Source organism: Intestinirhabdus alba (assembly GCF_009711095.1).
GTDB lineage: Bacteria > Pseudomonadota > Gammaproteobacteria > Enterobacterales > Enterobacteriaceae > Intestinirhabdus > Intestinirhabdus alba.
Genome location: NZ_WMJZ01000005.1, coordinates 58,880 through 76,067, shown reverse-complemented (window position 1 = coordinate 76,067; position 17,188 = coordinate 58,880). Strand labels below are relative to the sequence as shown.

The window sequence follows — 17,188 nt, the reverse complement described above, 5'->3', positions numbered from 1 at the left end:
TGCGGCGTTTTTTCAGTACAATCAGTGGATATTCCAAACCCTTAACCCTACGTTACCTCATTCAGAAATGGGATAAATGGGGCAATAAGCCCGGCTTTTGCGATGAATTTAGAAAAAATCAACGAGTTAACCGCGCAAGATATGGCGGGTGTCAATACGGCAATTCTTAACCAGCTTACTTCCGACGTCCAACTGATCAATCAGTTAGGGTATTACATCGTCAGCGGCGGCGGCAAACGCATTCGTCCGATGATCGCCGTACTCGCCGCGCGCGCCGTCGGCTATCAGGGCAATGCGCACGTCACCATTGCCGCGCTAATCGAATTTATCCACACCGCCACGCTGCTTCATGACGACGTGGTGGATGAATCAGATATGCGCCGTGGGAAAGCCACCGCCAACGCCGCCTTTGGCAACGCCGCCAGCGTGCTGGTAGGCGATTTTATCTACACCCGCGCCTTCCAGATGATGACCAGCCTTGGCTCGCTGAAGGTGCTGGAGATTATGTCCGAAGCGGTCAACGTTATCGCCGAAGGTGAAGTTCTGCAGTTGATGAACGTTAACGATCCGAACATCACTGAAGAAAACTACCTGCGCGTTATCTACAGCAAAACGGCGCGTCTGTTTGAGGCTGCGGCCCAGTGCTCCGGCATTCTGGCCGGCTGCACGCCGGAGCAGGAGCAAGGGCTGCAGGACTATGGCCGCTACCTCGGCACCGCCTTTCAGCTGATTGACGATCTGCTGGATTACAGCGCCGACGGCGAGCAGCTTGGTAAAAACGTCGGCGACGATCTCAACGAAGGCAAGCCAACGTTACCGCTGCTACATGCGATGCATCACGGCACCCCTGAGCAGGCGCAGATGATTCGCTCGGCCATCGAGCAGGGAAACGGCCGGCACCTTCTGGAACCGGTACTGGAAACAATGCGCCAATGCGGCTCGCTGGACTGGACCCGCCAACGCGCGGAAGAGGAGGCGGATAAGGCCATCGAGGCTCTGCGTCCTCTGCCGGATACCCCCTGGCGCGATGCGCTAATTGGCCTGGCACACATCGCCGTACAGCGCGACCGTTAACCCTTCCCTCTCTCTCCCGTATCTTATCCGGGAGAGAGGTTCAAATAAGCTCCAGAAAAACCCCAAAACCGTTTTATAATTACTGAAAATAAAGAAAGTTCCCCTGGCATATTCCGAATATACTCGCTCATTAAGAGAACTTTTTAGAACATTTCATCTCTCGGCGTATAGTAGCCCTTCAGGCACTTTGCACAGAACGTCTGTAAAGAGCGTTAAGAAGCGAGGGGAAAGATGGATAAAAAACTGATCGACTGGCATCCGGCCGATATCATCGCCGCATTGCGCAAGAAAGGCACTTCAATGGCCGCTGAATCACGCAAAAACGGGTTAAGCTCGTCAACGCTGGCCAACACCCTGACGCGACCCTGGCCGAAAGGAGAGCTGATTATTGCTAAAGCACTGGGTATCGACCCCTGGGTGATCTGGCCATCGCGCTATCACGATCCCAGAACCCACGAGTTTATCGACAGAACGCGCCTGATACGCGCAGGCCGTAAGCGAAAACAGGATGCTGAATGAGGAGATCTGCCCCCCGGTCGTCGACCGGGGGGCAGCAGAGGTTGAAAAGGAGCTATTCGCCTTTCACACGTTCAATGTTGGCACCCAGCGCGCACAGCTTATCTTCAATGCGCTCATAGCCGCGATCGATATGGTAGATGCGATCCACCAGGGTGGTGCCTTCCGCAATGCACCCCGCCAGCACCAGGCTTGCGGAGGCGCGCAGATCCGTCGCCATGACCTGCGCGCCGGATAATTTCTCTACGCCGTGGCAAATCACGGTGTTGCTTTCAATTTCCGCATGCGCGCCCATGCGAATCAGCTCGGGGACGTGCATAAAGCGGTTCTCAAAGATAGTTTCCGTGATGAAGCCCGTGCCTTCGGCGACCAGGTTCAGCAGGGTAAACTGCGCCTGCATATCGGTGGGGAACGCCGGATGCGGTGCCGTGCGCACGTTTACGGCCTTCGGCCGCTTGCCGTGCATATCCAGGCTAATCCAGTCCGGGCCGATTTCGATATCGGCACCGGCGTCACGCAGTTTTGCCAGCACGGCATCCAGGGTGTCGGGCTGCGCGTTCCGGCAGACGATTTTCCCGCCGGAGATGGCGGCGGCGACCAGGAAGGTGCCGGTTTCGATACGATCCGGCAGCACGCGGTAAACGCCGCCGCCCAGACGATCGACGCCTTCGATAGTGATGCTATCCGTTCCCTGCCCGCTAATCTTCGCCCCCAGCGTGACGAGGAAGTTGGCGGTATCGACAATTTCCGGCTCACGGGCGGCATTTTCAATCACCGTGGTGCCTTCCGCCAGCGTCGCCGCGGTCATGATGGTGACCGTCGCCCCTACGCTGACTTTGTCCATCACGATATGCGCGCCTTTCAGCCGCCCTTTGACGGAGGCCTTCACATAGCCCTCTTCCAGGCGAATCTCGGCACCCAGCTGCTCCAGCCCGGTGATATGCAGATCGACCGGGCGCGCGCCGATGGCGCAGCCGCCGGGCAGAGAAACCTGCCCCTGGCCAAATCGGGCAACCAGCGGCCCCAGCGCCCAGATAGAGGCACGCATGGTTTTTACCAGCTCGTATGGCGCACAGAAGACATTCACCTTGCCGGCGTCGATCCTGACGGAGCCGTTACGCTCCACCTTAGTACCCAGCTGGCTGAGCAGCTTCATCGTGGTGTCGATATCTTTCAGCTGCGGCACGTTCTGAATTTCTACCGGCTCTTCCGCCAGCAGCGCCGCGAATAGAATCGGCAGAGCCGCATTTTTAGCCCCTGAAATAGTGACTTCGCCCTGAAGCCGGGTCGGCCCCTGAACACGAAATTTATCCATTGTAATTTCTCAATTAAGAATTCATATTCGCTGCCGGCGGTCGCCTGCAGCTCAAAAACCGTTCAGCTTGCGGTCGCGCGCCCACTCCGTCGGGGTATACGCTTTGATCGACACGGCGTGAATGCGGTTATCCGCAATGTATTCCATTAGCGGAGCGTAGATCGTCTGCTGCTGCTTTACCCGGCTCATGCCGTCAAATATCTCACCCACGGCGATAACCTGAAAGTGGCTGCCATCGCCGGAGACGTGGACTTCCTGGAGGGAGAGCGCGTCCATCAGCACGCTCTGAATTTCATGATTTTCCATGGGCTCTTTTATTCGTCAGATAGTGAAAACAGCCCATCATCTTAGAGCAAAGTGGCGCTGTCTTAAATAAGCAAAAAGCCCTGCTGATAAAACAGGCAAGGCTCAGGTCAGGCTGCGTCCCCGAAGAGGATTTGACCGGACGCGGCGCAGGCGCTCAATCCGGCCGGTGAAAATTAACGAGGCAGAACGTCAGCGGGCAAATTGTACAGCTTCGCCAGCGTCCAGACCTTATCATCGACGCCCGCAAGGGACACGCTGTTACCCTGCTTTTTTCCCTGTTCAACAAGGTGCAGCAACAGCGCCAGCCCGCCGGTGTCCACCCGGACGATCCGACTGAGGTCAATAGTGGTGACCCCCTGCATCGCCTCACGGCGCGCATCCCATAGCGGCTTCAGCACGTCCTGATCCAGCTCTCCCGCCAGCGCCAGCCTGTCGCCTTCCCGCGTCCAGCTGAGTGACTGGGTCATTATTTTTTCCCTTCCAGAACGATCTTCTGTTTCGCAATGGACTGCAGCTGCGCGGTCAGGCCGTCGATCCCTTTGGTACGCAGCAGATCGCTCCACTCATTCTGCTTGGTGGTGATCATGCTGACGCCTTCGGCGATCATGTCGTAAGCCTGCCAGTCGCCGGTCTGGGAATTTTTACGCCACTGGAAGTCCAGCCGCACCGGCGGACGCCCGTTCGGATCAACAATAGTCACCCGGATGGGCACGATGGTAGCGCTGCCCAACGGCTGCTCCGGAGCGATCTGGTACGTCTGTCCGTGATACATCGCCAGCGCCTGGCCGTAGGCCTGCTTCAGATACTCGCGAAACGCGGCAAAATAGGCCTCACGCTGGGCGGGCGTCGCCTCTTTATAGTAGCGGCCCAGCACCAGCGCGCCGGCGTATTTCACCTGCACGTAGGGCAGCAGCTCCCGATCGACCACGCTGCGCAGATAGTCCGGATTGGCGCGGATTTGCGGCTGTTCGTTCTTCAGGCGGTCAAAGGTCTTCTGCGCCGCTTCGTTCATCAGTTTATACGGGTTGCTCCGATCGGCCGCCGTCGCCGCGCTCAGCGGCGCGATAACCAGCAGAGCCACCATCATTAGTCGTTTAAACATACCTCAATTCTCCCGAATTAGTGTTTTGCGCCCGCAGGGTCTGCGGTCTGATTATCGTCTTCAGACGGCGTTGACGCCTCGCCGGATTGCTTGTCGTCGCCTTTACTGTTGTAAAGGAACTGCCCAATCATATCTTCCAGAACCATCGCGGACTTGGTGTCCTGAATGGTGCCGCCATCCTTCAGGATAGACGTTCCCAGCTCGGGATCCTCAAAACCGACGTTAAGCGCCAGATATTGCTCCCCCAGCAGCCCGGAGGTACGAATGCTCAGCGAGCTGGTGTCCGGAATATGGTTATAGCGCTCCTCGATATCCAGCGTAACGCGCGGCAGATACGTCTTCGGATCCAGCGAAATATCCGCCACGCGCCCGATGACCACCCCGCCGATGCGCACCGGCGAACGCACTTTAAGCCCGCCGATGTTATCGAAGGTGGCGTAAATCGTGTAGGTTGGCTCGGTGCGGATGGAGGTGACGTTGGCCGCCTTCAGGCAGACGAACAGCGCCGCCAGCAGCGCGACCAGTAAAAACAGCCCGACCCAAATTTCATTTTTTTTCGTTTGCATGAACTCAATTCCCAAACATCAGTGCGGTCAGTACAAAATCCAGCCCCAGGACGGCCAGCGAGGCGTGCACCACGGTGCGGGTGGTCGCCCGGCTAATCCCGGCGGAGGTCGGGATGGCGTCATAGCCGTTAAACAGCGCAATCCACGTTACGGTGATAGCAAACACCACGCTTTTGATTAAACAGTTGACCAGATCGAGACGCCAGTCGACGGCGTTCTGCATCGCCGACCAGAAGAATCCGGGGTCGATGCCTTTCCAGTTGACGCCCACCAGCGAACCGCCCCAGATGCCAACCGCCACAAAGACGATGGTCAGCAGCGGCAGAGAGATAACGCCCGCCCAAAAACGCGGGGAGATCACCCGACGCAGCGGATCGACGGCCATCATCTCCATGCTGGAGAGCTGCTCGGTGGCCCGCATCAGGCCAATTTCCGCAGTCAGCGCGGAGCCGGCGCGTCCGGCAAACAGCAGCGCGGCAACCACCGGCCCCAGTTCGCGCAGCAGCGAAAGCGCCACCAGCATTCCGAGGCTGGTTTCGGCGCTATAGGTGGTCAGGACCAGGTAGCCCTGCAGCCCCAGCACCATGCCGATGAACACGCCGGAAACGATGATGATAAGCATCGACAGGACGCCGACGTTATAGAGCTGGCGCACCAGCAGCGGCGCATGTTTACGAAATTCCGGCCTGCCGACCAGCGCATTGAACAACATAATTCCGGCGCGCCCGAACGTGCTCAGGGTTTTGATGCCCTTACGCCCCAGCGACGCCAGTGCATTTAACAGCATGAGTGGCTTAACTCCCCGTTCCGAGTAAATCAGCGTGATAATCGCCCGCAGGATAGCGGAACGGAACCGGCCCGTCGGCTATGCCGTCCAGGAACTGGCGGACGCGCGGATCGCCGTTCTCCTCTAGCGCCTGGGGGCTACCGTGAGCGACAATTTTTTTATCCGCCATGATCCAGGCGAAATCCGCAATGCTCAGCACCTCAGGCACATCGTGAGAGACAACGATGCAGGTGACGCCCAGCGCGTCGTTTAGCTCAGAGATCAGCTTCACCAGCACGCCCATCGTAATGGGATCCTGCCCCACAAACGGCTCATCAAACATGATCAGATCCGGCTCAAGGGCGATGGCCCGCGCCAGCGCCGCGCGCCGGGCCATACCGCCGGAAAGCTCTGAAGGCATCAGGTTCGCCGCGCCGCGCAGGCCCACGGCTTCAAGTTTCATCATTACCGTGCTTTTCAACAGCGGCGCGCTGAGGGTCGTATGCTCGCGCAGCGGATAAGCCACGTTGTCAAAAACGTTCATATCGGTAAACAGCGCTCCCGACTGGAACAGCATGCTCATGCGTTTGCGCACCGTATACAGCCGCGACCGGGACATGGCCGGAATATTTTCGCCATCAAACAGGATCTCGCCGCTGTCCGGTGGGATCTGACCGCCGATCAGACGCAGCAACGTGGTTTTCCCTATCCCCGACGGCCCCATGATCGCCGTGATCTTCCCGCGCGGCACCGTCAGGGAAATGTTATCGAAAATACAGCGATCGCCACGGGTAAAGGTGACGTCGCGCATGTCGACTAAGTTCGCCGCAGAGTGATCCATTGGTTCATCCTTCGTATTGCCTCGTAGACTCAGCATGGAGCTGCATTTCATTATCAGCCCAACATCTTTACAGAATATTACCTGCCCCGATTAGCGAAAGCTGGCATTTGTTTTACTTTTTAGCCGCATAAAGTCAGAATTAAGCCTTCGTCACGGCAGCCGGAGGCTCCTCCGCCAAACGGCGAGTATACCTGAAGAAAGGACCTTAGATGCTTTTAGCAACGGCGCTACTGATAATTGGTTTACTTTTAGTTGTCTATGGTGCCGACCGTCTGGTATTTGCCGCCTCTATTCTGTGCCGGGCCTTCGGTATTCCGCCGCTCATTATCGGCATGACGGTGGTCAGCCTCGGCACCTCGCTGCCTGAAATCATCGTTTCGCTGGCCGCCTCGCTGCACGGGCAGATGGATCTGGCCGTCGGTACGGCGATTGGCTCAAATATCACCAATATTCTGCTTATTCTCGGCGTGGCGGCGCTGATCCACCCTTTTACCGTCCATTCCGATATTCTACGCCGCGAACTGCCGTTAGTGTTATTTGTTAGCATAGTGGCCGGATCCGTACTTTACGATAACCAGCTGAGCCGGGCAGATGGCATTTTTCTCCTGCTGCTGGCCGTGCTCTGGCTGCTGTTCATTGTTAAAATCGCCCGCCTGGCCGAACGGCAGGGTAACGACAGCCTGACCCTGGAGCAGGTCGCAGAGCTGCCGCGGGAGGGCGGGCTGCCGGTGGCGTTTTTATGGCTGGGCGTGGCGCTGATCATTATGCCAATGGCCACCCGGATGGTGGTCGACAACGCCACCGTGCTGGCGAACTACTTCGGCATGAGCGAGCTGACCATCGGCCTGACGGTTATCGCCATCGGCACCAGCCTGCCCGAGCTGGCAACGGCAATTGCAGGCGTGCGCAAAGGGAAAAATGACATCGCCGTCGGCAATATTATCGGTGCCAATATTTTTAACGTGGCGATCGTTCTTGGCCTGCCGGCGCTGATTATCCCCGGCGAGGTCAATCCGCTGGCCTTCGTTCGGGACTCTAGCGTAATGCTGCTGGTGAGCATAGTCTTCGCCCTGCTCTGCTGGCGGCGTGCGCGTCAGATCGGACGCGGCGCGGGTGCGCTGCTGACCGGCGCATTTATCGTATGGCTGGCGATGTTGTACTGGCTGTCGCCGCTTCTCGTTGGATAACTGGAAACGCATTATGTCACATTTAGAATTACAAGCAGATTTTGACTTTCAGCATGCAGGTAAAGAGGTGCTGACGATTGAGCGTGAAGGGCTGGCGGAACTGGATCGCTACATTAATCAGGATTTTACCCGCGCTTGCGAAGTGCTATTCCGCTGCACCGGCAAAGTTGTAGTGATGGGGATGGGGAAATCAGGCCACATCGGACGCAAAATGGCCGCCACCTTCGCCAGCACCGGCACGTCGTCATTTTTTGTCCACCCCGGTGAAGCGGCCCATGGCGATCTCGGCATGGTAACACCGCAGGACGTGGTTATCGCCATCTCCAATTCCGGAGAATCGGGCGAGATTGCCGCGCTGATCCCGGTGCTCAAACGTCTGCAGGTGCCGCTGATCTGCGTTACCGGGCGTCCCGAAAGCACCATGGGGCGTGCGGCAGATGTCCATCTGTGTGTTAAAGTACCCAGGGAAGCCTGCCCGCTGGGGCTGGCCCCGACCAGCAGCACCACCGCCACGCTGGTCATGGGCGATGCGCTCGCCGTCGCGTTGTTGAAGGCCCGCGGCTTCACCGCCGAAGACTTTGCGCTCTCGCATCCGGGCGGCGCGCTGGGGCGCAAGCTGCTGCTGCGCGTAAACGACATTATGCATACGGGCGATGAGATCCCGCATGTGAACAAGCACGCCAGCCTGCGCGACGCGCTGCTGGAGATCACGCGCAAAAATCTCGGCATGACGGTGATCTGCGACGAGACGATGAAGATCGACGGCATCTTCACCGACGGCGATCTACGGCGCGTTTTTGATATGGGCGTCGACGTGCGCCAGTTGGGCATCGCCGACGTGATGACGCCGGGCGGCATCCGCGTACGCCCCGGCATTCTGGCCGTCGATGCGCTGAATTTAATGCAGTCCCGTCATATCACCTCGGTGATGGTTGCCGATGGCGACCAGCTACTCGGTGTGTTACATATGCATGATCTACTGCGCGCAGGCGTAGTGTAGCAACGCAAGGATAAACGAAATGAGTAACGCAGGTGCGTCGCTTGCGACCTGTTATGGCCCCGTCAGCCACCGCGTCATCAAGAAGGCGCAGCAGATTCGCCTGCTGATCCTCGATGTGGACGGCGTTCTGTCTGACGGCCTGATCTACATGGGCAACGGCGGCGAAGAGCTGAAGGCGTTCAACGTGCGCGATGGCTACGGCATTCGCTGCGCGCTGACTTCAGGCATTGAGGTCGCGATTATTACCGGGCGAAAAGCTAAACTGGTTGAAGATCGCTGCGCCACCCTGGGCATCACACATCTTTATCAGGGGCAGTCGGACAAACTGCTCGCCTTTGCCGACCTGCTGGAAAAGCTGGGCATTCCCCCGGAGAACGCCGCCTACGTCGGGGACGATCTCATCGACTGGCCGGTGATGGAAAAGGTCGGGCTGAGCGTCGCCGTCGCCGACGCGCATCCGCTGCTAATCCCGCGGGCCGACTATGTGACGACGATCGCCGGCGGCCGCGGCGCGGTGCGGGAGGTCTGCGATCTGCTGCTGCTGGCGCAGGGCAAACTTGATGAGGCCAAAGGGCTATCCATATGAGTAAAACCAGACGCTGGGTTATCATTGTTCTGTCGCTGGCCGCGCTGGTGCTGATTGGTATTAATCTGGCAGATAAAGGCGATCCCGCGCAGGCGGTCTTCAACACCAGCGATCCCACCTACAAAAGCGAGCACACGGACACCGTAGTGTATAGCCCGGAAGGCGCACTGAGCTACCGCCTGATTGCTCAACACGTTGAATATTATTCCGATCGGGCCGTTTCGTGGTTTACCCAGCCGGTGCTGACCACCTTTGATAAAAATAAGATCGAAACCTGGTCCATTAAGGCCGACCGGGCCAAACTGACCGAGGATCGGATGCTCTATCTGTACGGTCACGTTGAGGTCAACGCGCTGGTGCCCGACGCCCAGCTTCGCAAAATCACCACCGATAATGCGCAGATCAACCTGGTGACCCAGGACGTTACCTCTGAGGATCTGGTCACGCTATACGGCACAACGTTTAACTCCAGCGGCCTGAAAATGCGCGGCAACTTACGCAGCAAAAACGCAGAGCTGATTGAAAAGGTGAGAACCTCCTATGAAATTCAAAGCAAACAACCTCAGCCTTAACCTTATGCTTGCCGGCGCGCTTCTGGCCTCCAGTATTCCGGCCTTAGCCCTGACCGGAGATACCGAGCAGCCGATCCACATTGAATCGGACCAGCAGTCTCTGGATATGCAGGGCAACGTGGTAACCTTCACCGGCAACGTGGTGGTCACCCAGGGCACCATCAAAATCAACGCCGATAAGGTGGTGGTCACCCGTCCGGGCGGCGAGCAGGGCAAAGAGGTGATTGACGGCTTCGGCAACCCGGCAACCTTTTATCAGATGCAGGATAACGGCAAGCCGGTGAAGGGTCACGCCTCGAAAATGCACTATGAGCTGGCGAAGGACTTCGTGATCCTGACCGGCAAAGCCTATCTTGAACAGCTCGACAGCAACATCACCGGCGACAAAATCACCTACCTGGTGAAAGAGCAGAAAATGCAGGCCTTCAGCGAAAAAGGCAAGCGGGTGACCACCGTGCTGGTGCCATCGCAGCTGCAGGACAAAAACAAAGACCAGGCCCCGGCTCAAAAAAAGGGTAACTAATCCGTTATGGCAACCTTAACTGCAAAAAACCTTGCTAAGGCCTACAAGGGCCGCCGCGTGGTGGAAGACGTCAGCCTGACCGTTAACTCAGGTGAAATTGTCGGCCTGCTCGGCCCGAACGGTGCCGGGAAAACCACCACCTTTTACATGGTGGTCGGCATCGTTTCACGCGACGCGGGCAATATTATCATCGACGATGAAGACATCAGCCTGCTGCCGCTGCACGCGCGCGCGCGCCGCGGGATCGGCTATCTGCCGCAGGAAGCCTCGATTTTTCGCCGCCTGAGCGTTTACGACAACCTGATGGCGGTGCTGCAGATCCGCGACGATCTGAGCAGCGAGCAGCGGGAAGACCGCGCCAACGAGCTGATGGAAGAGTTCCATATTGAACATCTGCGCGACAGCATGGGCCAGGCGCTCTCCGGCGGCGAACGCCGTCGCGTGGAGATTGCCCGTGCGCTGGCGGCAAACCCGAAGTTTATCCTGCTGGATGAACCCTTCGCCGGCGTTGACCCGATCTCGGTTATTGATATCAAACGCATCATTGAACATCTGCGCGACAGCGGCCTGGGCGTACTTATCACCGACCATAACGTACGCGAAACGCTGGCGGTATGCGAACGCGCCTATATCGTGAGCCAGGGCCACCTGATCGCCCACGGCACGCCTGCCGGGATCCTGCAGGATGAGCACGTTAAGCGCGTATACCTTGGGGAAGACTTCAGACTCTGATAGGGTAGAAGGTTGTCACGTTACGGCAGGAGAAAACGATTCTGAACATGAAGCAAGGTTTGCAACTCAGGTTAAGCCAACAGCTGGCGATGACGCCCCAGCTGCAGCAGGCCATTCGCCTGTTGCAGCTGTCTACGCTGGAACTACAGCAGGAACTTCAGCAGGCGCTGGAGAGCAATCCGCTGCTTGAGCAGACCGATCTTCACGACGAAATCGACGCCCGCGAAACGCCGGACAGCGAATCGCTGGATACCGCTGACGCGCTCGAGCAAAAAGAGATGCCCGAGGAGCTGCCCCTCGACGCCAGCTGGGACGAAATCTACACCGCCGGCACCCCGTCCGGCACCAGCGGCGACTATATCGACGACGAACTGCCGGTCTACCAGGGCGAAACCACCCAGACCCTGCAGGATTACCTGATGTGGCAGGTGGAGCTGACCCCCTTCTCCGACATCGATCGCGCCATCGCCACATCGATCGTCGATGCGGTTGACGATACCGGCTATCTTACCGTCTCACTGGAGGACATTCTCGAAAGCACCGGCAACGAGGAGCTGGGTCTTGATGAAATCGAAGCGGTGCTCAAGCGCATTCAACGCTTCGATCCGGTCGGCGTGGCGGCGAAAGATCTCCGCGACTGCCTGCTGATCCAGCTGTCGCAGTTCGATAAATCCACGCCCTGGCTGGGAGAGGCCCGGCTGATCGTCAGCGACCATCTCGATCTGCTGGCGAACCACGATTTCCGCACCCTGATGCGCGTCACGCGCCTGAAGGAAGAGGTGCTGAAAGAGGCGGTCAATTTAATTCAGTCCCTCGATCCCCGCCCCGGCCAGTCGATCCAGACCGGCGAGCCGGAGTATGTGATCCCGGACGTGCTGGTGCGCAAGCACAACGGCCGCTGGACTGTTGAGCTGAACAGCGACAGCATACCCCGCCTGCAGATTAATCAGCACTATGCCGCCATGTGCAGCGGCGGGCGCAACGACGCCGACAGCCAGTACATTCGCAGCAACCTGCAGGATGCGAAGTGGCTCATCAAGAGCCTGGAGAGCCGCAACGACACGCTGCTGCGCGTCAGTCGCTGCATCGTGGAGCAGCAGCAGGCCTTCTTTGAGCAGGGCGAAGAGTTTATGAAGCCGATGGTGCTGGCGGATATCGCCCAGGCCGTCGAGATGCACGAGTCGACCATCTCCCGCGTGACCACGCAGAAGTATCTGCACAGCCCGCGCGGCATTTTTGAACTGAAGTATTTCTTCTCCAGCCACGTCAGCACCGAAGGCGGAGGCGAAGCCTCTTCCACGGCGATCCGCGCGCTGGTGAAGAAGCTGATTGCGGCGGAAAACCCGGCGAAGCCGCTGAGCGACAGCAAATTAACCTCTATGCTGTCGGCGCAGGGCATCATGGTGGCACGCCGCACCGTTGCCAAGTACCGAGAATCTTTATCCATTCCGCCGTCAAACCAGCGCAAGCAGCTGGTTTGACCCAACCGATAAGGAAGACGCTATGCAGCTCAACATCACCGGTAACAACGTTGAAATTACCGCAGCCCTGCGTGACTTTCTCAACATCAAGTTCGCCAGGCTCGAACACTATTTCGACAGGATCAACCAGGTCTACGTGGTACTGAAGGTGGAGAAATTGTCGCATATCGCGGAGGCGACGCTGCACGTCAACGGGGGCGAGATCCACGCCGGTGCGGAAGGTCAGGACATGTATGCCGCCATTGACGTGCTGATTGATAAGCTGGCAAGACAGTTAACCAAACATAAAGATAAACTGAAACAACATTAAGTGTCCGGGCAGTTAACGGGTGCAGGACGGGCCGTTGTGCAGCACAGCGGACCATTTGTACGGTTAGCGCTCCGAACCCGCTCCCTTCCTGCGGCGCGGGTTCTCAGGTGAAATTATGACTATTAACGATACAACTCTACAACTGAGCAGTGTGCTTAACCAGGAATGTACGCGCAGCGGCGTTCACTGTCAGAGCAAAAAGCGCGCGCTGGAGATCGTCAGCGAGCTGGCGGCAAAACAGCTTAGCCTGCCGCCACAGGTGGTTTTTGAAGCGATCCTGACCCGTGAAAAAATGGGCAGCACCGGCATCGGCAACGGGCTGGCCATTCCGCACGGCAAGCTGGAAGAAGACACCCTGCGCGCCGTCGGCGTGTTCGTACAGCTTGAAACACCTATCGCTTTCGACGCCGTCGACAATCAGCCGGTGGATCTCCTCTTCGCGCTGCTGGTGCCCGCCGATCAGACCAGGACGCATCTGCACACGCTGTCGCTGGTCGCCAAACGCCTGGCGGATAAAACCATCTGCCGCCGCCTGCGCGCCGCCCAGAGCGATGAGGAGTTGTATCAAATCATCACCGGCAGCGAGGGCGATCGGGATGAAGCATAACGGCGTCCGGCAACCCCCTTTTGACGTGGTGAGGAGAAACAGTACATGGTGCTGATGATCGTCAGCGGTCGGTCAGGCTCCGGCAAGTCCGTCGCCCTGCGCGCGCTGGAAGATATGGGATTTTACTGCGTGGATAACCTTCCCGTAGTGCTGCTGCCCGATCTGGCCCGCACGCTGGCCGATCGCCAGATATCCGCAGCGGTCAGCATTGACGTGCGCAATATGCCGGAGTCGCCTGAAATCTTTGAGCAGGCTATGACCAATCTGCCCGATGCGTTTTCTCCGCAGCTGCTGTTTCTTGACGCCGATCGCAACACCCTGATCCGCCGCTACAGCGACACCCGACGCCTGCATCCGCTGTCGAGCAAGAACCTCTCCCTGGAGAGCGCCATCGATCAGGAGAGCGATCTGCTGGAACCGCTGCGCTCCCGCGCCGACCTGATTGTCGATACCTCAGAAATGTCCGTACACGAGCTGGCGGAGATGCTGCGTACCCGGCTGCTGGGCAAACGCGAGCGCGAGCTGACGATGGTCTTCGAATCCTTCGGCTTCAAGCACGGTATCCCGATCGATGCCGACTACGTCTTTGACGTACGCTTCCTGCCAAACCCGCACTGGGACCCGAAGCTGCGTCCGATGACCGGCCTCGACAAACCCGTCGCCGCCTTCCTCGACAGGCACACGGAAGTTCACAATTTTATCTACCAGACCCGCAGCTATCTTGAGCTATGGTTACCCATGCTGGAAACCAACAACCGCAGCTACCTTACCGTCGCTATCGGTTGTACCGGTGGAAAACACCGTTCGGTGTATATTGCAGAACAGCTGGCCGACTACTTCCGCTCGCGCGGTAAGAACGTCCAGTCTCGCCATCGTACGCTGGAAAAACGCAAACCATGACCGTAAAACAGACCGTTGTAATCACCAATAAGCTGGGTATGCATGCCCGGCCCGCCATGAAGCTTTTTGAGTTGATGCAGGGATTTGACGCTGAGGTTCTGCTGCGCAACGAAGAAGGTGCCGAGGCCGAGGCCAACAGCGTTATTGCCCTGCTGATGCTTGATTCTGCCAAAGGCAGGCAGATCGAAGTCGAAGCCTCCGGCCCGCAGGAGGCCGAGGCGCTGGCGGCGGTCATTGCGCTGTTTAACTCCGGATTTGACGAAGATTAAACCCGCGCCCTCTCCCCTTTACAGTAACGCCGTCCGGCGTTTCAGACTGATGACACAAACATAAAAAAGAGCACGGACGGTCTCCTCGCCCCCCGGAGGAGGGGGGAGGGGAATTTGCGGATTCATTCACTCGTTATTACCCTCATCCCGGCCCTCTCCCTGAAAGGGAGAAAACGGGCCCTGATGCACTTTTATGCAGGTTTTTCAGCAATCTCAAACGCCGTCCGGCGTTTTTTTATTCCCTCTCGCCATTTTGTTCATTTTGCGCGCATTTACGTTCAGTATTAACCTTAAGAAAACCTTAAAAATCCCCGTTTAGGGTTTATTTGTTACGGGGGGTCATACTACACTAACGGCAGTCAATTTTAGGAAATCTCTTATGATACGCTTATCTGAACAGACTCCCCTGGGCACCGGGCGTCATCGTAAATGCTATGCTCATCCGGATGATGCCCGACGCTGTATTAAGATCGTCTATAACAGCGGCAGCGGGGGTGACAAGGAGACCCGGCGCGAACTGAAGTATTACGCTCACCTGTCGCGCTATCTGAAAGACTGGAGCGGAATTCCGCGCTATTACGGCACCGTTGAAACCGACTGCGGCACCGGCTACGTCTATGACGCCATCGTCGATTATGACGGCCGCCCCTCCGTTACCCTGAGCGACTTTGCTTCAGGTTGCCGTACAAGCGAAGATATCGCCGTACTGCGCCGGCTGCTGAAGCAGCTCAGGCGCTACCTGCACGACAACCATATCGTCACCATGACGCTGAAGCCGCAGAACGTGCTCTGTCATCGCATCAGCGAAACGGAAACGCTCCCGGTGATCTGCGATAACATCGGCGAAGCCACGCTAATCCCGCTGGCGAGCTGGTCAAAATGGTTCTGCCACCGCAAGCAGGAAAGGCTATGGCAGCGCTTCATCGCCCAGCCGGCGCTGGCGGCCGCGCTGCAGGCCGACGCGCCGCAGAGTGCTAAAGCGACGCCAGCGGCGCTGGCTTCCGACAAGGCCTAAAGATGATGCTGAGAAAGAAAGGATTTTCCGCCCAGTTGCCGCATCTGGCGAAGGATCCACGCCTGACGGCTGCGCACGTAGCCCGAAGGCGCGGCGGCCTTAAAGCGCAGAGGGCTGGGTAAAACGGCCGCCAGCAGCGCGGCTTCCGGGGGAGTTAACTCGCGGGCGGACTTGTGAAAATAGCGCTGCGCCGCCGCCTCCACGCCAAACACGCCGTTGCCAAACTCGGCGATGTTCAGATAGACCGTTAAAATTCGTTTTTTACTCCAGACGGCCTCCACGCCCAGCGTCAGCCCGGCCTCCAGCCCTTTGCGCAGCCAGCTGCGTCCGCTCCATAAGAACAGGTTCTTGACGGTCTGCTGCGACAGCGTGGAGGCACCGCGGATACGGCCTTCGCTGCGTTCATTATGGACCAGCGCCTTTTCAATGGCGGCGACGTCAAATCCCCAGTGGTTGGGGAAATGCTGATCCTCGGCGGCGATGACCGCAAGCCCCATCCACGGCGAAATATCGTCTGCGCCCACCCAGTCGGAGTGCGCCACATAGCCAAAATTCCCCTTCAGCCAGGCTCCGATCTGCCTCTCGACCATCAGCGCGGAAAAAGGCACCGGCACCGCGCTAAACAGCGCAATTCCGCCGCCCCAGAAGAGGGTGAAGATCAGCACCACCCGCAGAATAATCTGCCGCAGGCAGGTCGCGACTCTTTTTCTCATTCCGCCAGAGCCAGCACGCGGGAAACCAGCTTTTCAATACCCGAGGCCGCCTCGGCGAGGTTTTCGGCGAGCATCCAGGCGGGCGTGGTGACAATTTTATTATCTTCATCGACGACAATATCCTCCACCGGGCAGGGGACGTGCTCCGCCCCCATCTCTTCCAGCACTTCCGCCGTATCGATATCGGTGCCGATGGTCAGGCGCAGCGGGAAGGGGAAAATTTTCGGCAGCATCGCCGGCGCAATGCAGATAAAACCCTGCGGTTTTCCGGCGCGATGCATCGCCGTCACCAGCGCGGCAAGCGCCTCATCAACCCGGCATTCACTGCCCTGGCTGGCAAAGTCACTGAGATTTTTCGCCGCCCCGAAGCCCCCCGGCACAATCAGCGCATCCAGCCGATCGGCCGACGCCTGCGAGAGCGGATGAATATTGCCGCGGGTGATGCGCGCCGCTTCCACCAGCACATTGCGCGTCTCCGCCATCTTCTCGCCGGTAAGATGGTTGATGACGTCCACCTGCGGCCTGTCGGGCGCAAAGCAGACCGCCTGCGCGCCTGCGCGGGCGATTGCCAGTAGCGTCACGACGGCTTCATAAATTTCCGCTCCGTCATACACGCCGCACCCGCTGAGCACTACGCCAACTCTCTTCATGATGATCGTCCTTTTCGTAATCCGTGCTAAAACCCCGGCCCAGCGCCCCAAAAGCCGGACCGCTAATTTTTATTAAAATGCTATGCCTCACACATTTAACTGATTCATGTAACAAAATATTTAGGATTTGCTATCTTAACTGCGGGCAGTATGAAAA

Annotated in this window: 23 protein-coding genes; 14 read left to right on the top strand and 9 right to left on the bottom strand. The window is 58.0% G+C overall.

Translation table 11 applies throughout. The annotated features are described in order from the left end of the window. The first annotated feature begins 102 nt into the window (after window positions 1-102). Window positions 103-1,074 carry an octaprenyl diphosphate synthase gene (gene ispB / locus GJV78_RS05280; RefSeq protein ID WP_155107342.1) on the top strand — a complete coding sequence of 324 codons (972 nt, stop codon included), beginning with the start codon at window positions 103-105 and terminating at the stop codon, window positions 1,072-1,074. 231 nt (window positions 1,075-1,305) lie between these two features. Beyond that, on the top strand, window positions 1,306-1,593 hold the full coding sequence (gene sfsB, locus GJV78_RS05275; RefSeq protein WP_155107341.1) for a DNA-binding transcriptional regulator SfsB: 288 nt from the start codon (window positions 1,306-1,308) through the stop codon (window positions 1,591-1,593). Window positions 1,594-1,645: 52 nt separating this feature from the next. Here sfsB and murA read toward each other — a convergent pair whose 3' ends face one another. From murA to mlaF, 7 genes are all read right to left on the bottom strand, one after another. After that, complete coding sequence (gene murA / locus GJV78_RS05270; protein ID WP_155107340.1) at window positions 1,646-2,905, bottom strand: UDP-N-acetylglucosamine 1-carboxyvinyltransferase; 1,260 nt, start codon at window positions 2,903-2,905, stop codon at window positions 1,646-1,648. Window positions 2,906-2,956: 51 nt separating this feature from the next. Then, window positions 2,957-3,211, bottom strand: a complete 255-nt coding sequence (gene ibaG, locus GJV78_RS05265) for a BolA family iron metabolism protein IbaG (RefSeq protein ID WP_155107339.1) — start codon at window positions 3,209-3,211, stop codon at window positions 2,957-2,959. A gap of 173 nt (window positions 3,212-3,384) precedes the next feature. Next, on the bottom strand, window positions 3,385-3,678 hold the full coding sequence (gene mlaB / locus GJV78_RS05260; RefSeq protein WP_155107338.1) for a lipid asymmetry maintenance protein MlaB: 294 nt from the start codon (window positions 3,676-3,678) through the stop codon (window positions 3,385-3,387). Next, window positions 3,678-4,313: a phospholipid-binding protein MlaC gene (gene mlaC, locus GJV78_RS05255; RefSeq protein ID WP_155107337.1), complete on the bottom strand. Its 636-nt coding sequence runs from the start codon at window positions 4,311-4,313 to the stop codon at window positions 3,678-3,680. The genes mlaB and mlaC overlap by 1 nt, the downstream gene beginning before the upstream one ends. Window positions 4,314-4,330: 17 nt before the next feature. Next, window positions 4,331-4,879: an outer membrane lipid asymmetry maintenance protein MlaD gene (gene mlaD, locus GJV78_RS05250; RefSeq protein ID WP_155107336.1), complete on the bottom strand. Its 549-nt coding sequence runs from the start codon at window positions 4,877-4,879 to the stop codon at window positions 4,331-4,333. A 4-nt stretch (window positions 4,880-4,883) separates the two neighbouring features. Next, window positions 4,884-5,666 (bottom strand): lipid asymmetry maintenance ABC transporter permease subunit MlaE, encoded by a 783-nt coding sequence (gene mlaE / locus GJV78_RS05245; RefSeq protein ID WP_155107335.1) that lies wholly within the window; start codon window positions 5,664-5,666, stop codon window positions 4,884-4,886. A gap of 7 nt (window positions 5,667-5,673) precedes the next feature. Continuing rightward, on the bottom strand, window positions 5,674-6,486 hold the full coding sequence (gene mlaF / locus GJV78_RS05240) for a phospholipid ABC transporter ATP-binding protein MlaF (protein ID WP_155107334.1): 813 nt from the start codon (window positions 6,484-6,486) through the stop codon (window positions 5,674-5,676). 209 nt (window positions 6,487-6,695) lie between these two features. Here mlaF and GJV78_RS05235 point away from each other — a divergent pair, with 209 nt between their 5' ends. The 12 genes from GJV78_RS05235 to yrbL all read left to right on the top strand — a co-directional run bounded on the left by GJV78_RS05235 (window position 6,696) and on the right by yrbL (window position 15,668). Beyond that, window positions 6,696-7,673 carry a calcium/sodium antiporter gene (locus tag GJV78_RS05235; protein ID WP_155107333.1) on the top strand — a complete coding sequence of 326 codons (978 nt, stop codon included), beginning with the start codon at window positions 6,696-6,698 and terminating at the stop codon, window positions 7,671-7,673. Window positions 7,674-7,686: 13 nt separating this feature from the next. Next, window positions 7,687-8,673, top strand: a complete 987-nt coding sequence (kdsD, locus tag GJV78_RS05230) for an arabinose-5-phosphate isomerase KdsD (protein WP_155107332.1) — start codon at window positions 7,687-7,689, stop codon at window positions 8,671-8,673. Window positions 8,674-8,692: 19 nt separating this feature from the next. After that, the gene (gene kdsC / locus GJV78_RS05225) at window positions 8,693-9,259 is read left to right on the top strand and encodes a 3-deoxy-manno-octulosonate-8-phosphatase KdsC (protein WP_155107331.1); all 567 of its coding nucleotides are present in this window, start codon (window positions 8,693-8,695) and stop codon (window positions 9,257-9,259) included. Then, window positions 9,256-9,831, top strand: coding sequence for an LPS export ABC transporter periplasmic protein LptC (lptC, locus tag GJV78_RS05220; RefSeq protein ID WP_155107330.1), 576 nt, complete (start codon window positions 9,256-9,258; stop codon window positions 9,829-9,831). Before kdsC ends, lptC begins: the two co-directional genes overlap by 4 nt. Beyond that, window positions 9,800-10,354, top strand: coding sequence for a lipopolysaccharide ABC transporter substrate-binding protein LptA (gene lptA / locus GJV78_RS05215; protein WP_155107329.1), 555 nt, complete (start codon window positions 9,800-9,802; stop codon window positions 10,352-10,354). Before lptC ends, lptA begins: the two co-directional genes overlap by 32 nt. 6 nt (window positions 10,355-10,360) lie before the next feature. Beyond that, a complete protein-coding gene (gene lptB / locus GJV78_RS05210) occupies window positions 10,361-11,086 on the top strand; it encodes an LPS export ABC transporter ATP-binding protein (protein ID WP_155107328.1) in 726 nt (241 codons plus the stop codon). A gap of 47 nt (window positions 11,087-11,133) precedes the next feature. Next, the gene (gene rpoN, locus GJV78_RS05205) at window positions 11,134-12,567 is read left to right on the top strand and encodes an RNA polymerase factor sigma-54 (RefSeq protein ID WP_155107327.1); all 1,434 of its coding nucleotides are present in this window, start codon (window positions 11,134-11,136) and stop codon (window positions 12,565-12,567) included. Window positions 12,568-12,589: 22 nt separating this feature from the next. After that, window positions 12,590-12,877: a ribosome hibernation promoting factor gene (gene hpf, locus GJV78_RS05200; RefSeq protein ID WP_155107326.1), complete on the top strand. Its 288-nt coding sequence runs from the start codon at window positions 12,590-12,592 to the stop codon at window positions 12,875-12,877. A gap of 115 nt (window positions 12,878-12,992) precedes the next feature. Beyond that, complete coding sequence (gene ptsN / locus GJV78_RS05195) at window positions 12,993-13,484, top strand: PTS IIA-like nitrogen regulatory protein PtsN (RefSeq protein ID WP_155107325.1); 492 nt, start codon at window positions 12,993-12,995, stop codon at window positions 13,482-13,484. Window positions 13,485-13,529: 45 nt separating this feature from the next. Next, entirely contained in the window at window positions 13,530-14,384 is an 855-nt protein-coding gene (gene rapZ / locus GJV78_RS05190) for an RNase adapter RapZ (RefSeq protein WP_155107324.1), read from the top strand. Continuing rightward, window positions 14,381-14,653 carry a PTS phosphocarrier protein NPr gene (gene npr / locus GJV78_RS05185; protein WP_155107323.1) on the top strand — a complete coding sequence of 91 codons (273 nt, stop codon included), beginning with the start codon at window positions 14,381-14,383 and terminating at the stop codon, window positions 14,651-14,653. The genes rapZ and npr overlap by 4 nt, the downstream gene beginning before the upstream one ends. 379 nt (window positions 14,654-15,032) lie before the next feature. Further along, window positions 15,033-15,668: a PhoP regulatory network protein YrbL gene (gene yrbL, locus GJV78_RS05180; RefSeq protein ID WP_155107322.1), complete on the top strand. Its 636-nt coding sequence runs from the start codon at window positions 15,033-15,035 to the stop codon at window positions 15,666-15,668. On the opposite strand, the gene mtgA is transcribed toward yrbL, so the two are convergent. Together mtgA and elbB are read right to left on the bottom strand one after the other, a co-directional pair. Next, complete coding sequence (mtgA, locus tag GJV78_RS05175; protein WP_155107321.1) at window positions 15,665-16,381, bottom strand: monofunctional biosynthetic peptidoglycan transglycosylase; 717 nt, start codon at window positions 16,379-16,381, stop codon at window positions 15,665-15,667. The genes yrbL and mtgA overlap by 4 nt on opposite strands. Then, window positions 16,378-17,031, bottom strand: coding sequence for an isoprenoid biosynthesis glyoxalase ElbB (gene elbB / locus GJV78_RS05170; RefSeq protein WP_155107320.1), 654 nt, complete (start codon window positions 17,029-17,031; stop codon window positions 16,378-16,380). Before elbB ends, mtgA begins: the two co-directional genes overlap by 4 nt. Window positions 17,032-17,188 lie beyond the last annotated feature (157 nt).

Excerpts from the sequence above, each read along its gene's own strand:
- ispB (WP_155107342.1), top strand. The coding sequence starts at position 103 with ATGAATTTAGAAAAAATCAACGAGTTAACCGCGCAAGATATGGCGGGT.
- sfsB (WP_155107341.1), top strand. The coding sequence starts at position 1,306 with ATGGATAAAAAACTGATCGACTGGCATCCGGCCGATATCATCGCCGCA.
- murA (WP_155107340.1), bottom strand. The coding sequence starts at position 2,905 with ATGGATAAATTTCGTGTTCAGGGGCCGACCCGGCTTCAGGGCGAAGTC.
- ibaG (WP_155107339.1), bottom strand. The coding sequence starts at position 3,211 with ATGGAAAATCATGAAATTCAGAGCGTGCTGATGGACGCGCTCTCCCTC.
- mlaB (WP_155107338.1), bottom strand. The coding sequence starts at position 3,678 with ATGACCCAGTCACTCAGCTGGACGCGGGAAGGCGACAGGCTGGCGCTG.
- mlaC (WP_155107337.1), bottom strand. The coding sequence starts at position 4,313 with ATGTTTAAACGACTAATGATGGTGGCTCTGCTGGTTATCGCGCCGCTG.
- mlaD (WP_155107336.1), bottom strand. The coding sequence starts at position 4,879 with ATGCAAACGAAAAAAAATGAAATTTGGGTCGGGCTGTTTTTACTGGTC.
- mlaE (WP_155107335.1), bottom strand. The coding sequence starts at position 5,666 with ATGCTGTTAAATGCACTGGCGTCGCTGGGGCGTAAGGGCATCAAAACC.
- mlaF (WP_155107334.1), bottom strand. The coding sequence starts at position 6,486 with ATGGATCACTCTGCGGCGAACTTAGTCGACATGCGCGACGTCACCTTT.
- GJV78_RS05235 (WP_155107333.1), top strand. The coding sequence starts at position 6,696 with ATGCTTTTAGCAACGGCGCTACTGATAATTGGTTTACTTTTAGTTGTC.
- kdsD (WP_155107332.1), top strand. The coding sequence starts at position 7,687 with ATGTCACATTTAGAATTACAAGCAGATTTTGACTTTCAGCATGCAGGT.
- kdsC (WP_155107331.1), top strand. The coding sequence starts at position 8,693 with ATGAGTAACGCAGGTGCGTCGCTTGCGACCTGTTATGGCCCCGTCAGC.
- lptC (WP_155107330.1), top strand. The coding sequence starts at position 9,256 with ATGAGTAAAACCAGACGCTGGGTTATCATTGTTCTGTCGCTGGCCGCG.
- lptA (WP_155107329.1), top strand. The coding sequence starts at position 9,800 with ATGAAATTCAAAGCAAACAACCTCAGCCTTAACCTTATGCTTGCCGGC.
- lptB (WP_155107328.1), top strand. The coding sequence starts at position 10,361 with ATGGCAACCTTAACTGCAAAAAACCTTGCTAAGGCCTACAAGGGCCGC.
- rpoN (WP_155107327.1), top strand. The coding sequence starts at position 11,134 with ATGAAGCAAGGTTTGCAACTCAGGTTAAGCCAACAGCTGGCGATGACG.
- hpf (WP_155107326.1), top strand. The coding sequence starts at position 12,590 with ATGCAGCTCAACATCACCGGTAACAACGTTGAAATTACCGCAGCCCTG.
- ptsN (WP_155107325.1), top strand. The coding sequence starts at position 12,993 with ATGACTATTAACGATACAACTCTACAACTGAGCAGTGTGCTTAACCAG.
- rapZ (WP_155107324.1), top strand. The coding sequence starts at position 13,530 with ATGGTGCTGATGATCGTCAGCGGTCGGTCAGGCTCCGGCAAGTCCGTC.
- npr (WP_155107323.1), top strand. The coding sequence starts at position 14,381 with ATGACCGTAAAACAGACCGTTGTAATCACCAATAAGCTGGGTATGCAT.
- yrbL (WP_155107322.1), top strand. The coding sequence starts at position 15,033 with ATGATACGCTTATCTGAACAGACTCCCCTGGGCACCGGGCGTCATCGT.
- mtgA (WP_155107321.1), bottom strand. The coding sequence starts at position 16,381 with ATGAGAAAAAGAGTCGCGACCTGCCTGCGGCAGATTATTCTGCGGGTG.
- elbB (WP_155107320.1), bottom strand. The coding sequence starts at position 17,031 with ATGAAGAGAGTTGGCGTAGTGCTCAGCGGGTGCGGCGTGTATGACGGA.